The organism is Streptomyces sp. NPDC093064, from assembly GCF_044754605.1.
GTDB lineage: Bacteria > Actinomycetota > Actinomycetes > Streptomycetales > Streptomycetaceae > Streptomyces.
The window spans coordinates 61,961-77,283 of record NZ_JBIVPK010000034.1 but is presented as its reverse complement, the minus strand read 5'-3'; the positions used below and the strand labels follow the sequence as shown (position 1 = coordinate 77,283).

The following is a 15,323-nucleotide window of genomic DNA, read 5'->3' as shown; positions in this document are numbered from 1 at the left end:
GCGTTGACTTTTGGCACGCTGTTGAGTTCTCAAGGAACGGACGCTTCCTTCGTACTCACCCTCTCGGGCTTTCCTCCGGGCGCTTCCCTTCGGTGATCCAAACTCTATCAGGCTTTTCCGGTCTCTCTGACCACCGTCCTGCGGGCATGCAGAAGATGATCCCGAGATAGGATCTGACAAGTATGGGTGCTGCCCGGCAAGGACGCCTGGTGGCGTCACTCAGCCCCGAGCAGAGGTACGACTGTACATGGATCCGCGGAGTGGGTGCAAATCGTTTCGTTTGGTGGTCTAGACCACCAACGTGAGCTGTGTAAGCTCTCGCCCGTAACCGGTACTTACCGTGACACAGCCTGCTGCCGCACTGCGCCGTCTTTGGCGAGGCAGTGACGGCGCACATGAATCTCCACCCCTGGGAGGCTTCCCATGACCACCGTGACGTCCCCCGTCGCAGGACGCGCCATCGGACTGGCCGCCGTGCCGGATCCGGTCTTCTCCGGAGCCATGGTCGGCCCCGGCACCGCGCTCGACCCGGTACGCGAGCCCGCCGACGCCGTGGCCCCCGTGGACGGAGTCATCGTCTCGCTGCACCCGCACGCCTTCGTCGTCGTCGACGAGGAGGGGCGCGGGGTGCTCACCCACCTCGGCATCGACACCGTGCAGCTCAACGGCGAGGGCTTCGAGCTGCTGGTGAAGAAGGGCGACACGGTGGTGCGCGGCCAGGCCGTGGTGCGCTGGAACCCCGCCGCCGTCGAAGCCGCGGGCAAGTCCCCCGTGTGCCCGATCGTGGCCTTGGAGGCCACCGCCGACAGCCTCTCCGATCTCCGCGACAACGGAGAAGTGAAGGCCGGCGACCGTCTCTTCACCTGGAAGTGACACCACTGCCTTCCCAGGGGCGGCCTTCCTGGGGACGGCGCACAACAACCACCGCGGCGGTGGGACCCGCCGCACTATCGGAGACGGGTGAGATGGAGACAACGCTGCGAGGCGTGGGTGTGAGCCACGGTGTGGCGATCGGCGAGGTTCGGCACATGGGGACGGCGGTGCTGGAGCCGCCTGCCAGGCAGATCCCCGCGGAAGAGGCGGAGCGTGAACAGGGGCGCGCCCGTCAGGCGGTGGAGGCCGTGGCAGCCGATCTGATGGCGCGCGGCAATCTGGCCGGGGGCGAGGCGCAGGCGGTGCTCGAGGCGCAGGCCTTGATGGCGCAGGACCCCGAGCTGATCGCGGATGTGGATCGGCGTATCGCCGTCGGCAGCACGGCCGAGCGCGCGGTGTACGACGCGTTCGCCGCCTACCGGGACCTGCTCGCCGGTGCCGGTGAGTACCTCGCGGGCCGGGTGGCCGACCTGGACGACGTGCGGAATCGTATCGTCGCTCGTCTGCTCGGTGTGCCGATGCCGGGTGTGCCGGACAGCGACGAGCCGTATGTGCTGGTCGCCCGTGACCTGGCGCCGGCGGACACGGCGCTGCTGGACCCGACCCTGGTCCTGGGCTTCGTCACCGAGGAGGGCGGGCCGACGAGTCACAGCGCGATTCTGGCGCGGGCGCTCGGTGTGCCGGCCGTCGTGGCGCTGCCCGGCGCCGTCGAGCTGGCCGAGGGCACGGTGATCGCCGTCGACGGCAGCACCGGCGAGATCTTCGTGAACCCCGGTGAGGAGAAGAAGGCGCAGCTGGAGGCCTCGGCCGCCGAGCGCAAGGCGGCGCTGGCGTCCGCGACCGGTCCCGGTGCCACTTCGGACGGCCACAAGGTGCCGTTGCTCGCGAACATCGGCGGTCCCGCGGATGTGGCGGCGGCGCTCGCGGCCGGTGCCGAGGGTGTCGGTCTGTTCCGGACCGAGTTCCTGTTCCTGGACGACAGCAAGAGCGCGCCGTCCGAGGAGAAGCAGGTCGAGACCTACCGGCAGGTGCTGGAGGCCTTCCCCGAGGGCCGGGTCGTGGTGCGTGTGCTGGACGCGGGCGCGGACAAGCCGCTGGATTTCCTGACGCCGGCCGACGAGCCGAACCCGGCTCTCGGTGTGCGGGGGCTGCGGACGCTGCTCGAGCACCCCGAGGTGCTGCGCACCCAGTTGTCGGCGCTCGCCAAGGCGGCCGAGGGCCTGCCGGTCTACCTCGAGGTGATGGCCCCGATGGTCGCGGACCGGACGGACGCCAAGGCGTTCGCGGACGCGTGCCGTGCCGCTGGGCTGCGGGCGAAGTTCGGTGCGATGGTCGAGATCCCGTCAGCCGCGCTGCGGGCGCGCTCGGTGCTTCAGGAGGTGGAGTTCCTGTCGCTGGGGACCAATGACCTGGCGCAGTACACCTTCGCCGCCGACCGTCAGGTGGGTGCGGTGTCGCGGTTGCAGGACCCGTGGCAGCCCGCGCTGCTCGACCTGGTCGCGATCGCCGCCGAGGCGGCGCGGGCCGAGGGCAAGAGCTGCGGGGTCTGCGGTGAGGCCGCGTCCGACCCGATGCTCGCGTGCGTGCTGACCGGTCTGGGTGTCACCTCCCTTTCCATGGGTGCGGCGTCGCTTCCCTATGTACGGGCGACGCTGGCGAAGTACACGCTGGCGCAGTGCGAGCGTGCGGCCGCGGCGGCGCGTGCCGCAGACAGCGCGGACGAGGCGCGTGCTGCGGCGCAGGCGGTGCTGTCCGGCGAGTGACCGTGGCCCGCCGTTCGCCGGCTGGCCTTCGAGGGGCGCTCCACCTGTCGGGTGGGGCGCCCCTCGGGCGTTCAGCCATGCTGCGGGGCCGGTCCTTCTTCCGCTCCGAGGTCGGGCGGCTCGCCGTAGTCGACGCCGGATTCCGGGGAGATCAGGTCGCCGGATTCGATGTCGGTGCAGTAGGCGTCGAAGACCTCGCCGGCGGTGAGGGGTTCGAGGCCGCCGGCGCGCAGTCGCCAGCCGTAGACGCGGTCTACGGTGTCGGGGGCGGTGGTGCGCATGACGAGCCCGCCGGGGCCGTCGGTGGCGATGCCGAGGGCGAGGACCGTGGTGAACTCGAGGGCTTCGGCCTCGTCGAGCTGTGTGGCGTCGCCTTCGTCGTCGGCGTGGAGGACGGCGACGAGGGTTTCGGGTGTGCCGGTGACGCTGCACACCAGGTGCCGGTTGCCGGGCGGGGCCGTGTCGAGGATGCGGACGACGAGGTCCGCGGCCCTGGCGAAGGCGGCGCGGCCGATGTTCTCGCCGCAGGAGGCGCAGGGGCCGAGCCGGGCCAGCAGGGTGGAGGCGTACTCCCAGGTGGCCTGGCGGACGGCCTCGTCGACGAGGTCGGGGACGAGTTCGGCCAGGGGCCGACCGTCGTAGGGAAGGGTGGGGCCCGTGCTCGCGAGTTCGGCGGTGAAGCGGGCGCGGCTGGGCGGGATGTCGGGGTCGAGGCCGCTCGCCGCGCAGTATTCGGCGTACTCCTCCGGGTCGAAGAGGGCCACCGTGGTGTGGCCGCCCTGAGCGGCCACGAGTTGGAGGAGTTTCTCGACCTGGTGGAGATAGGTGGTGTGGTCGTCGAACGTGAAGCTGCGGTAGCGCCGCATGGCGCGGAAGTCCTGTTCGTCGGTGAGCAGGCCGATGGTGCCGGCGATCTCCCGGCGCAGGACGCGCCGCATGGTCAGGTGGTCGGTGTGCGCCATGTTTCCCCCTGTGAGCGCAGTCGATCAATGCTCACTCACCGTAACCGGAGCCACTGACAACGGGGGCGGGCAGGCGTTCACGGAGCCTGCGGGCCCCCCACCGTGGACGGTGGGGGACGCGGCGCTCAGGCGCGCTTGCGGGCCAGCTCCTCGTAGAAGCGCAGCAGGTCGAGGTCGTCGACCGAGCCGGGGTTGACCGCCTTGTCCAGCGGGGTGCCCTGGAGGAGGCGCTTGACCGGGACCTCAATACGCTTGCCGGTGAGGGTGTGCGGGATGCCCGGCACCTCGATGACCTCGTCGGGGACGTGGCGTGGGGAGAGCTGTTCGCGGATGGTCCGCTTGATGCGGCCGAGCAGCGCGTCATCGAGGGCGGCTCCGGGTGCGAGCTGCACGAAGAGGGGCATCCAGTAGCCGCCATCGGGCTGTTCGACGCCGATGACGAGGGATTCCTTGATCTCGGGGAGGCGTTCGACGGCTTCGTAGATGTCGGCTGAGCCCATCCGCACGCCCTGGCGGTTGAGGGTGGAGTCGGAGCGGCCGTGGATGATCACCGAGCCGCGGGAGGTGAGCGTGATCCAGTCGCCGTGCCGCCACACGCCGGGGTACATGGAGAAGTAGCTGTCGTGGTAGCGGCTGCCGTCGGGGTCGTTCCAGAAGTGGATCGGCATGGACGGCATGGGGTTGGTGACCACGAGTTCGCCGACCTCGTCGACCAGCGGTGTGCCGTTCGGGTCCCAGGACTGGAGGTCGGTGCCCAGGCACGGGGCCTGGAGTTCGCCGATGTGGACCGGGAGGGTCGGTACCGCTCCCGCGAAGCAGGAGCACACGTCGGTGCCGCCGCTGACCGAGGCGATCCACAGGTCCTCGCGGACCTCGTCGTGCAGCCAGCGGAATCCGTCGGGCGGCAGCGGCGATCCGGTCGTCGCGACGCACCGCACCTTCGACAGGTCGAAGTCGCGCGAGGGGTGGACTCCCGCCTTGCGGCAGGCCATGACGTAGGCGGCGGAGGTGCCGAACAGGGTGGCTCCGGTACGTTCGGCGATACGCCACTGGGCGCCGGTGTCGGGGTAGCCGGGGCTGCCGTCGTACAGGATGACCGTCGTGCCGGTCAGCAGTCCGGAGACGAGGAAGTTCCACATCATCCAGCCGGTCGACGTGTACCAGAAGAAGCGGTCCCCTGGGCCGAGGTCGCAGTGCAGGCCGAGCTGCTTGAGGTGCTCGATGAGGATGCCGCCCTGGGACTGCACGATCGCCTTGGGCAGGCCGGTGGTGCCCGAGGAGTACAGCACCCACAGGGGGTGGTCGAAGGGCACCGGTTCGAAGACGGGGTCGACGTCGGCGGAGGTCAGGTCGGACCACTCCAGGGCGCCCTCGGGCGCTTCGGTGCCCAGGAGCGGAATGTGGACGACGGCGCGCAGCGTGGGCAGTTCGCGGCGCAGTTCGGCGACGACGTCGCGGCGGTCGTGCTCCTTGCCGCCGTAGCGGTAGCCGTCGACGGTGAACAGGACGACCGGTTCCACCTGCTGGAAGCGGTCGAGGACGCTGCGGGCGCCGAAGTCGGGGGCGCAGGACGTCCAGACGGCGCCGACGGCGGCCGTGGCGAGGAGGGCGACGACGGCCTGGGGGATGTTCGGCAGATAGCCGCTGATCCTGTCCCCAGGGCGTACGCCGAGGGCGCGCAGCTCGGCGGCCAGGGAGCCCACCTGGCGGCGCAGCTCCGACCAGGTCACCGGGCGCGGTTCGTGTGTCTCGTCGACGTGGAGGAGGGCGGGTTCGTCGGCGCGCGTGGCGGCCGCGCGCAGGGCGTGGTCGGCGTAGTTCAGGGTGGCGCCGGGGAACCACTCGGCGCCGGGCATCGACCGGTCGCCGAGCACGCGCGCGTAGGGGCTGGTGAACCGTACGTCGAACCACTGCGTCACGGCTTTCCAGAAGGTTTCCAGCTCGTCGACGGACCAGCGGTGCAGGGCCGGGTAACCGCCCAGGGCCGGGGCGCCGTGGTGCTCGGCCGCCCAGGACTGGAACTTCGTGATCTGTGCCTGGGCGATCCGCTGCGGATCGGGCCGCCAGAGCGGCAGGGGGTTCGCGGTCGACATGGGGCGGCTCCCGGACTGTGCGCGTCGTGTGCGTCGGTCCGCGCACGTGCTGGGGTGTGCGCGTGACGCGGCTGACACGGACGATGCCATGTGATCGACTTCTACACCAGGGTGCACCGCACATAGCCCGCGTCGTGAAGATGTGGTCGCGGCACGGATGAACGGCAGTTGAACGCCACGCGCGCCAACGGCCGTCGATGGCAGGGTGAGCAGCATGGACGGTCGTGACCTGGTGCGTTCGGTGAAGGCGGTCGGTTCGGCGGGGGTGGCCCAGGGGCTGCGCACCGTACGCGCCGCGTGGCGCCGGCGGCGTGCGGACGCCGGCGGCCTGCCGTCACGAGGGGCCGAACGCGCGCGGGTGCCCGGTGCGGTGCGGGACGTGGCGCCCGGGCCTGGGGGCGGTGTCGTCCGCTTCGCCCGCTCGGAGCTCCGTATCGCCGTCGCCGGGAACGGGGCCGTCTTCTTGGGCTGGGACGGCGCCGGGCCCGAGCCGTCGTACGCGCTCGCCCGCCCGTGCCCGGAGCCGGACCCGCGCGCGGTGCTGGAGCCGGACAAGGACGGTGGCTGGCGGGTCGTGGCCGAGCGGGTCACCGTCGGTGTCTCGCGGCTCGGCGCGATCGAGGTCCGCACGCCCGGGGGCGTGCCGCTGCGCCGTGATCTGCCGCCCCGGTGGTGGGAGCCGGTCGGCGGGGGCCCCGCACGGTGGTCGCAGCGGTCGGAGGTGGCGGCCGACGCGCGGTTCTTCGGTCTGGGCGGCCGGGCCGGCGGTCCCCGGTTGCGCGACGGCACCTATCGCCTGTGGAACACCGATCCGGGCCATGCGTTCGGTCCCGGTGACGACCCGCTCCACGTCACCATGCCGGTCCAGCTGGTCGTGGCCGACGCGGGCACGCACCTGGTGTTCCATGACAACTCCTGGGACGGCACGGTCACGCTCCGGCAGGGTGCGGAGGGCGCCGGCTCGGGCCATGACCGGGCCGGGGCGAGCGAGTTCAGGATGGACGGTGGTCCGCTGCGCTGCTGGGTGGTCGTCGGCACCCCCGCGCGCGTGGCGCACGTCTGGTCCTCCCTCACCGGACCGGCCGCGGTCCCGCCCGCGTGGGCCCTGGGGCACCATCACGCGCGGTGGGGCTCCGGCGGCGAACAGGAGGTGCGGCGGATCGTCGCGGGCTACCACGAGCACGAACTGCCGCTGGACGCCGTGCACCTGGACACCGACCACCACGACGCGCACCAGGTGTTCACGGTCGACGAGGACCGCTTCCCCAAGCTGCCGGTGCTGGCCGAGGAACTGCGGCGGGACGGGATCCGGCTGGTGTCCGTCGTCGAACCTGCCGTGAGGGCCGCGCCGGGGAACGCCGTGTACGACGGCGGAACGGCCGCGGACGCCTTCGTGCGGGACGCCTCGGGCCGGGTGGTGCGGGGCGTCGCCCGGCCCGGAGAAGCGGTTTTCCCGGACTTCACGCACGCGCGCGTCCGGCAGTGGTGGGGCGGCTTGTACCGGGAGCGGCTGGGGCAGGGCTTCGCCGGTTTCCGGCACGACATGAACGAGCCGACCTCCTTCGCAGCCTTCGGCGAGACGACCCTGCCCCGGTCGGCCCGGCACGCCGTGGAGGGCCGGGGCGGCGACCATCGCCAGGGGCACAACGTGTACGCCCTGTGCATGGCCGAGGCGGCGTACGAGGGGCTGCGAGACCTGGTGCCCGAGGAGCGGCCGTTCCTCTTCTCGCGCTCGGGCTGGGCCGGGATGCAGCGCTATGGCGGCATCTGGTCGGGCAACGTGGCCGCCGGCTGGCCGGGGCTGCGGGCGTCGCTGTCGCTGGTGCTGGGACTGGGTCTGTGCGGAGTGCCGTACTCCGGCCCGGACGTGGGCGGGTCCGACGGCGTCCCCTCCCCCGAGCTGTATCTGCGCCGGCTCCAACTGGGGTCCTGTCTGCCGCTGTTCCGCACGCTCGCGAGCCCGCGGGCGGGGCGCGGGGAACCGTGGGAGTTCGGACCGGAGGTCCTGGAGCACGCGCGCGTGGCGCTCGTCGAGCGCCGGCGTCTGCTGCCGTACTTCGTGACGCTCGCGCACCTGGCGCGGCGCACCGGGGCGCCCTATGTGCGGCCGCTGTGGTGGGGCGCGCCGGAGGACCGCGCTCTGCGGGACTGCGAGGACGCCTTCCTGCTCGGCGACGGCCTTCTGGTGGCGCCCGTGCTCGACCCCGGTACGGACCGGCGGGCGGTGCGGCTGCCGCGGGGCCGCTGGTACGACACGGCGACGGGACGGGCGTACGAGGGGCCGGGGCAGGTGCTGGTCGACGCCCCGCTCACGCGGATTCCGGTGCTCGCGCGCGCGGGCGCCGTGATTCCCGTGCGGGGTGAGGGCGGCGGCCTGGAGCTGGAGGTGTGGGCGCCCGCCCAGGGGCGTACGGGCGGCGGGCTGGTGGTGCCGGACGCGGGCGACGGCTGGGAGGAGCCGGAGATCGAACGCTACGCGACCCGTTGGCAGGGCGGGGAGGTCGTCGTCGAGCGCGAGCGGGAGGACGGTGCCGGCGAGCCGCCCCACCCGGTGCGCATACGGGGGCTCGGCGCGTCCTGAGTTCGGGCGAGCACCGAGCGGCCGTTGGAGCGTGTGCGGCCTTTCAGAGGTAGCGGCCGTCGAACCAGGCCCGGACGGCCCGGGTGTGCAGCGGGAAGGCGAGTTCGGCGGGCCTGCGCAGCAGGTGGCGGTCCTCCGTCTCGTCGGTGGCGGTGAACTGCGGCAGGCCCTCGGCGGGGCGCTCCGGAAGCAGTCCGAAGAGCAGCAGATGCCCATCGGGCGAGCTCATCGCGTCGGCGAGCCGCACGTCGCGTGCGGCCGCCTCGATCCCGGTCTCCTCCTGGAGCTCGCGGACGACGGCCTGGCGCCAGTCCTCGTGGTCGTCGATGTAGCCGCCCGGCAGGGCCGTGCCCCCGCGTGCGGGGGCGATGGTGCGAGTGATGACGACCAGGGCGGTGCCCCGGGTGTCGTACACGGGTTGGAGGGCCACCGCGACCGGCAGCGGGTTGCGGTAGGCCGCGGTGCCGCAGGCCGGGCAGGTGCGCGGCCAGCCGGTGACGCCCTCGCCGTAAGGCGCTCCGCAGCTCGAACAGTGGGAGTGCGGTACGGAGTTGGCGGTCGAGTGCGGGGTTTCGGGCACGCGCGGACTGTATCCGATCAGTGGGCGGACGTCTTCCGTCGGTGGTTGTCACCGTTGCCGTCGGCGTCCTTGACGCTCCCTGTGCGCGGGGGAACACTTCCCCCACTCCCCGAACCCGGTCGTCGCGGGCGTCGGCGCCTTCGCCGCCCATCCCGGGCTGTTTTCGTCAACGTGGGACAAACTGTTACCAGTGAGGGCGCAGGGGATGGATGGTCCCGGCCCTCAGCCGTTTCTCCACTCCCCAAGGGATAGCCATGACGGACAACGCCGAGAGGTTCGTGGCCGCCATCGACCAGGGCACCACCTCGAGCCGCTGCATCGTCTTCGACCACAGTGGCGCCATCGTCGCCGTCGACCAGCGCGAGCACCGCCAGATCTTCCCCAAGCCGGGCTGGGTGGAGCACGACGCCACCGAGATCTGGTCGAAGGTGCAGGCGGTGGTCGCGGGCGCCCTGGCCAAGGCGGGGCTGCGTGCCGACCAGCTCAGCGCCCTCGGCATCACCAACCAGCGCGAGACGACCGTCCTGTGGGACCGGGCCACCGGCAAGCCCGTGCACAACGCGATCGTCTGGCAGGACACGCGGACCGCGGCGCTCTGCAACGAACTGGGCGGCTCCGAAGGGCAGGATCGTTTCCGCGAGCAGACCGGCCTGCCGCTCGCCAGCTACTTCTCCGGCCCCAAGGCGGCCTGGCTGCTGGACAACGTGCCCGGCCTGCGCGATCGCGCCGAGCGCGGTGAGATCGCCTTCGGCACGATCGACACCTGGCTGATCTGGAACCTCACCGGCGGAGTCGACGGCGGCCGGCACGTCACCGACGTCACCAACGCCGGCCGCACCATGCTGATGAACCTGCAGAGCCTTCAGTGGGACCAGTCGATCCTGTCCGCCATGAACGTCCCCGAGGCGCTGCTGCCCGAGATCAGATCCTCCTCAGAGGTGTACGGGACCGCCGTCGGCCAGCTCGCCGGGGTGCCCGTGGCCTCCGCCCTCGGCGACCAGCAGGCGGCCGTGTTCGGGCAGGCCTGCTATGACGTGGGCGACGCCAAGAACACGTACGGCACCGGCAGCTTCCTGCTGCTGAACACGGGCAACCGGCCCGTGCCGTCCAAGAGCGGCCTGCTCACCACCATGGGCTACAAGATCGGCGACGAGGCCCCGGTGTACTGCCTGGAGGGCGCCATCGCCATCACGGGCGCGCTGGTGCAGTGGTTCCGCGACCAGCTCGGCATCATCCGTACCGCGGACGAGATCGAGCCGCTGGCGGCGAGCGCGGAGAACAACGGCGGTGCGTACATCGTGCCCGCCTTCTCCGGCCTGTTCGCGCCGTACTGGCGCTCCGACGCGCGCGGGGTGGTCACCGGCCTGACGCGGTACGTCACCAAGGCGCACCTGGCGCGGGCGGTGCTGGAGGCGACCAGCTGGCAGACGCGCGAGGTCGTGGACGCCATGTACCAGGACTCCGGGGTCCGGCTGACGACCCTGAAGGTCGACGGCGGCATGACCAAGAACAACCTGCTCATGCAGCACCAGGCGGACGTGCTCGACGTGCCGGTGATCCGTCCCAGGATCTCCGAGACGACCTGCCTGGGCGCTGCGTACGCGGCCGGGCTGGCCACGGGTGTGTGGAACGACCTCGAAGAACTCAAGTCGCACTGGCAGAAGGACGCCGAGTGGACCCCGTCCATGGACGCCTCGGTCCGTGACCGCGAGTACCGCAACTGGCGCAAGGCCGTGGAGAAGAGCTTCGGCTGGCTGGAGGACGGCGAGAACTAGGCAATAACCAAGAGTCCCCCGGACCCTCGTACGCGGCGTCAGATGGTGGCGGCCCGGCGGCGATCCGCGGCGTGGGCCATCGCGTGCTGGACGACCTCGATGAGGACCTCCTTCACCGACTCGCGTTCGCGGGCGTCGCACAGCAGCAGCGGGACGTGGTCGTCGAGGTCGAGGGCCTGGCGGACGGTGTCCACGGGATAGCGGGCGGCGGCCTCGAAGCAGTTGACGGCGACGAGGAAGGGGATGGAGCGCCGCTCGAAGTAGTCCACGGCGGCGAAGCAGTCCTCGAGGCGGCGGGTGTCGGCCAGCACGACCGCGCCGAGCGCGCCCTCGGACAGCTCGTCCCACATGAACCAGAACCGCTCCTGCCCGGGCGTCCCGAACAGGTACAGCACCAGGTCCTCGCGCAGCGTGATACGGCCGAAGTCCATGGCCACCGTGGTGGTGTGCTTGCCCTCCACACCGCGGACGTCGTCGACCGGCCGCCCGGCCTCGGTCAGCAGCTCCTCGGTGCGCAGCGGCCTGATCTCGCTGACCGCGCCGACGAGGGTCGTCTTGCCCACGCCGAAGCCGCCGGCCACCAGGATCTTGAGCGTGACGGGCTCGACCGGGGGCTTGCCGCGCTCAGAACGGCCGAAGATCATCGATCTCTTCTCCTGCTCGATGTGGGTCGGGCGACGGCGGGCCGTATCCTCCGCCGCCAGGGGTTTCGACGACCAGTACGTCGCCGGGGGCGACGTCCGCGGAGTCGCTTCCGCCGAGTTCGGTGACCGTGCCGTCCGCGTGTTCCACCCGGTTGGCGCCCAATGCGCCGGGCTCGCCGCCCGCCATGCCGTAGGGACGCACCCTGCGGTGCTGGCAGAGCGTGGAGACGGTCATGGCCTCCAGGAAGCGGATGCGGCGCACCGCGCCGTCGCCGCCCGGCCACCGTCCGGCGCCGCCGCTGCCGTGCCGGACCGTGAACTCCTCCAGCCGTACGGGCAGCCGCCATTCGAGGACTTCGGGGTCGGTGAGCCGGGAGTTGGTCATGTGCGTCTGGACGACGCAGGCGCCGGGGAATCCGTCGCCCGCGCCCGAGCCGGAGGCAACGGTCTCGTAGTACTGGTGGCGCTCGTTGCCGAAGGTGATGTTGTTCATCGTGCCGGAGCCCTCCGCCTGGACGTCGAGCGCCGCGTAGAGGGCGCCGGTGATCGCCTGGGAGGTCTCGACGTTGCCCGCGACGACGGCGGCCGGGGGCCGCGGGGAGAGCATGGAGCCGGGCGGCACGATGATCTCCAGGGGGCGCAGGCAGCCGTCGTTGAGCGGGATGTCGTCGGCGACCAGCGTGCGGAAGACATAAAGGACGACCGCGTTGACCACGGAGAACGGGGCGTTGAAGTTGGTCGCGAGCTGCGCGGAGGTGCCGGTGAAGTCGATCGTCGCCGACCGGTGTTCGCGGTCCACGCGCACGCGTACGCGGATGACGGCGCCCGAGTCGGTCTCGTAGGCGTACTCCCCGTCGTCCAGGGCGTCGATGACCCGGCGGACGGCCTCCTCCGCGTTGTCCTGGACGTGCCGCATATAGGCCTGGACGACATCGAGGCCGAAGTCCTCGATCATGCGGGCGACCTCGTCGACGCCCTTCTGGTTGGCGGCGATCTGGGCGCGCAGGTCGGCGAGGTTGGTCTCCGGGTTGCGGGAGGGGTAGGGCGCGCCCGTCAGCAGGCGGCGGGTCTCCTCCTCGCGCAGGCGGCCGTTCTCGGCGAGCAGCCAGTTGTCGAAGAGGACGCCCTCCTCCTCGATGGTGCGGCTGCCGGCCGGCATGGAGCCCGGCGCGATCCCGCCGATCTCGGCGTGGTGGCCCCGCGAGGCGACGTAGAAGAGGATGCGGTCACCCTGTGTGCCGGCGGTGTCGAACACCGGGGTGACCACGGTGACGTCCGGCAGGTGCGTGCCGCCGTGGTACGGGTCGTTGACCGCGTAGGTGTCGCCCGGCCGCGTCCGGGGGCCACGGCGCCGGATGACCTCCTTGACGCTGGTGCCCATCGAGCCCAGGTGCACGGGGATGTGCGGGGCGTTGGCCACGAGGTTTCCGTCCGGGTCGAACAGGGCGCAGGAGAAGTCGAGGCGCTCCTTGATGTTGACCGACTGGGCCGTGGACTCCAGCCGGGCACCCATCTGCTCGGCGATCGACATGAAGAGGTTGTTGAACACCTCCAGCAGGACCGGGTCGGCTTCCGTACCGAGATCGGAACTCTGCGTGACCGCCACGCGTTCCAGGAGCAGATGCCCGTCGTCCCGCGCCACGGCCCGCCAGCCGTCGTCGACGACGGTCGTCGCACTGGCCTCGGTGACGATCGCGGGGCCGGTGACGGCCTCGTCGGGGGGCAGGTCCTCACGGCGGTGGAGGGGTACGTCACGCCAGGCGCCGCCGGTGTGGAGATGGACGGTCTCCGGGGCGGCGGAGCGGCCGCCGCGGGCGGGCTCGTGCGGGGAGAGGGCGGACAGATCGGGGGGTTCGGTGACGCCGGTGGCTTCCACGGAGAGGGCTTCGACGACGATCGGGCGGTCGAGCGTGAAGGAGTACGTGGCGCGATGGCGTTCTTCGAAGGCGCGCCGCATGGCGGCGGGCTCGGTCAGTTCGACGGTGAGGGTGGTGTCCGTGCCGTCGTAGCGGAGCTGGGCGCGGCGGGTGACGCGGACGCGCTCCTCGGGGACGTCCTCGGCGCGCAGTTCCGCGCGGGCCGCGCCCTCCAGATCGTCGGCGGTCTTCAGTACGCGCGGCATGGCGGCGGGCTCCAGGGGTGCTTCGACGGACTGCTCGCGCATGGCCGTGGTGTCGGCGAGGCCGATGCCGAGCGCGGACAGGACGCCCGCCATGGGCGGGACGAGCACGGTGCGGATGCCGAGCGAGTCGGCGACCATGCAGGCGTGCTGCCCCCCGGCGCCGCCGAAGGTGGTGAGGGCGTAGCGGGTGACGTCGTGGCCCTTCTGCACGGAGATCCGCTTGACGGCGTTGGCGATGTTGGCGACGGCGATCTGCAGGTAGCCCTCGGCGACCTGCTCGGGGGTGCGGTCGTCGCCCGTCCGCTCACGGATCTCGCGGGCGAGGTCGGTGAAGCGTTCGCGGACGAGTGCCTCGTCGAGGGGCTGGTCGCCGCCGGGGCCGAACACCTCGGGGAAGTGGGCGGGCTGGATGCGGCCGAGCATGACGTTGGCGTCGGTGACGGCGAGCGGGCCGCCGCCGCGGTAGCAGGCGGGTCCCGGGTCGGCGCCCGCCGAGTCCGGGCCGACCCGGTAGCGGGTGCCGTCGAAGTGCAGGACCGAGCCGCCGCCGGCGGCCACGGTGTGGATGTCGAGCATGGGGGCGCGCAGCCGGACGCCGGCGATCTGCGTGGTGAGGACGCGTTCGTACGCGCCCGCGTAGTGGGAGACGTCGGTGGAGGTGCCGCCCATGTCGAAGCCGATGACCCGGTCGAAACCGGCGAGCCGGGACATGCGGGCCATGCCGACGATGCCGCCCGCGGGGCCGGACAGGACGGCGTCCTTGCCGCGGAACTGTCCGGCCTCGGCGAGCCCGCCGTTGGACTGCATGAACATCAGCCGCACGCCGTCCAGTTCGTCGGAGACGTGCTGGACGTAGCGGCGCAGCCCGGGCGACAGGTAGGCGTCGACGACGGCGGTGTCGCCGCGCGGGACGAGCTTCATCAGGGGGCTGACCTCGCTGGACAGCGAGATCTGCGGGAAGCCGACGCGGGCGGCCAGCTCGCCGACGGCCCTCTCGTGCGCGGGATGCAGATGGCTGTGCAGGCAGACCACGGCGACGGCGCGGATCCCGTCGTCGTACGCCTGCCGCAGGGGTCCGGCGAGCGCGTCCAGCTCGGGGGCGCGCAGGACGGTGCCGTCGGCCGCGATGCGCTCGTCGACCTCGACGACCCGCTCGTACAGCAGCTCGGGCAGCTCGATACGACGGGCGAAGATGTGCGGGCGGTTCTGGTAGGCGATGCGCAGGGCGTCCCGGAAGCCGCGGGTGACGACGAGGACGGTCCGCTCGCCCGTGCGCTCCAGCAGGGCATTGGTGGCCACGGTGGTGCCCATGCGGACCGACTCGATGGAACGGGCGGAGCCGTCCAGGAGGGCGCGGATGCCCGCGACGGCCGCGTCGGCGTACCGCGCGGGGTTGTCGGACAGCAGCTTGTGCGTGACCAGACGTCCGTCCGGGCGGCGCGCGACGATGTCGGTGAACGTGCCGCCCCGGTCGACCCAGAACTGCCAGCCCGTCATGTCACCACCCTGCTTTCCCACCGCTCACAACGCCCGCAGGCCGTTGATCACGTCCCGCAGGATGCTCTCGTCCGGCAGTTCCGCGGGCGGCACCGGACGCGTCACGTGGACGTACTCCTCGTCCACGAGGTCACCGACGAGCACGCGCACCACACCGATGGGCAGATCGAGCTCCGCGGCGAGTTCGGCGACCGACTGCGGAGAGCGGCACAGCCCGACGATGTCCACGTGTTCCGGGGACAGCGTGACGTCCGCCTCCGGGTCCTCCACATGGGGCTCCGTGACGACCACCGCGATCAGGTCGAGGCGGTGCTGGGCCGCATGGCTGGTGCGGCCCCGAGTCATGGCGTACGGACGGACCACCGGTCCGGCCTCGTCGTCGAACCAGTGGCTTCGTGCCTGACCGTCTCCGCTCATGTCATCCCACTACCCG

General features: G+C 71.8%; 10 protein-coding genes. 4 read left to right on the top strand and 6 right to left on the bottom strand.

The features are described 5' to 3' along the window. The first annotated feature begins 423 nt into the window (after nt 1–423). Both ACIQFZ_RS30770 and ptsP read left to right on the top strand, forming a co-directional pair. Complete coding sequence (locus ACIQFZ_RS30770; RefSeq protein WP_141362943.1) at nt 424–873, top strand: PTS glucose transporter subunit IIA; 450 nt, start codon at nt 424–426, stop codon at nt 871–873. Between the two features lie 92 nt (nt 874–965). Then, entirely contained in the window at nt 966–2,636 is a 1,671-nt protein-coding gene (gene ptsP / locus ACIQFZ_RS30765; RefSeq protein ID WP_365423074.1) for a phosphoenolpyruvate--protein phosphotransferase, read from the top strand. 71 nt (nt 2,637–2,707) lie between these two features. On the opposite strand, the gene ACIQFZ_RS30760 is transcribed toward ptsP, so the two are convergent. Together ACIQFZ_RS30760 and ACIQFZ_RS30755 are read right to left on the bottom strand one after the other, a co-directional pair. Beyond that, nucleotides 2,708–3,598, bottom strand: coding sequence for a hypothetical protein (locus tag ACIQFZ_RS30760; RefSeq protein ID WP_402692722.1), 891 nt, complete (start codon nt 3,596–3,598; stop codon nt 2,708–2,710). A gap of 125 nt (nt 3,599–3,723) precedes the next feature. Next, the gene (locus tag ACIQFZ_RS30755; protein ID WP_365423068.1) at nt 3,724–5,691 is read right to left on the bottom strand and encodes an acetoacetate--CoA ligase; all 1,968 of its coding nucleotides are present in this window, start codon (nt 5,689–5,691) and stop codon (nt 3,724–3,726) included. 214 nt (nt 5,692–5,905) lie between these two features. Here ACIQFZ_RS30755 and ACIQFZ_RS30750 point away from each other — a divergent pair, with 214 nt between their 5' ends. Then, nucleotides 5,906–8,272 (top strand): TIM-barrel domain-containing protein, encoded by a 2,367-nt coding sequence (locus ACIQFZ_RS30750; RefSeq protein WP_365423065.1) that lies wholly within the window; start codon nt 5,906–5,908, stop codon nt 8,270–8,272. 43 nt (nt 8,273–8,315) lie between these two features. On the opposite strand, the gene ACIQFZ_RS30745 is transcribed toward ACIQFZ_RS30750, so the two are convergent. Beyond that, nucleotides 8,316–8,852: an NUDIX domain-containing protein gene (locus ACIQFZ_RS30745; RefSeq protein WP_365423062.1), complete on the bottom strand. Its 537-nt coding sequence runs from the start codon at nt 8,850–8,852 to the stop codon at nt 8,316–8,318. A gap of 254 nt (nt 8,853–9,106) precedes the next feature. Between ACIQFZ_RS30745 and glpK the strand changes: the two genes are divergently transcribed. Then, a complete protein-coding gene (gene glpK, locus ACIQFZ_RS30740; protein ID WP_376652300.1) occupies nt 9,107–10,627 on the top strand; it encodes a glycerol kinase GlpK in 1,521 nt (506 codons plus the stop codon). Nucleotides 10,628–10,665: 38 nt separating this feature from the next. On the opposite strand, the gene ACIQFZ_RS30735 is transcribed toward glpK, so the two are convergent. The 3 genes from ACIQFZ_RS30735 to ACIQFZ_RS30725 are packed head-to-tail and all read right to left on the bottom strand — an operon-like array spanning nt 10,666 to nt 15,307. Further along, nucleotides 10,666–11,271, bottom strand: coding sequence for an ATP/GTP-binding protein (locus tag ACIQFZ_RS30735; protein ID WP_365423056.1), 606 nt, complete (start codon nt 11,269–11,271; stop codon nt 10,666–10,668). Continuing rightward, nucleotides 11,252–14,890: a hydantoinase B/oxoprolinase family protein gene (locus ACIQFZ_RS30730; RefSeq protein WP_402692721.1), complete on the bottom strand. Its 3,639-nt coding sequence runs from the start codon at nt 14,888–14,890 to the stop codon at nt 11,252–11,254. Before ACIQFZ_RS30730 ends, ACIQFZ_RS30735 begins: the two co-directional genes overlap by 20 nt. Nucleotides 14,891–14,914: 24 nt before the next feature. Then, nucleotides 14,915–15,307 carry a DUF742 domain-containing protein gene (locus ACIQFZ_RS30725; protein ID WP_361417230.1) on the bottom strand — a complete coding sequence of 131 codons (393 nt, stop codon included), beginning with the start codon at nt 15,305–15,307 and terminating at the stop codon, nt 14,915–14,917. Nucleotides 15,308–15,323 lie beyond the last annotated feature (16 nt).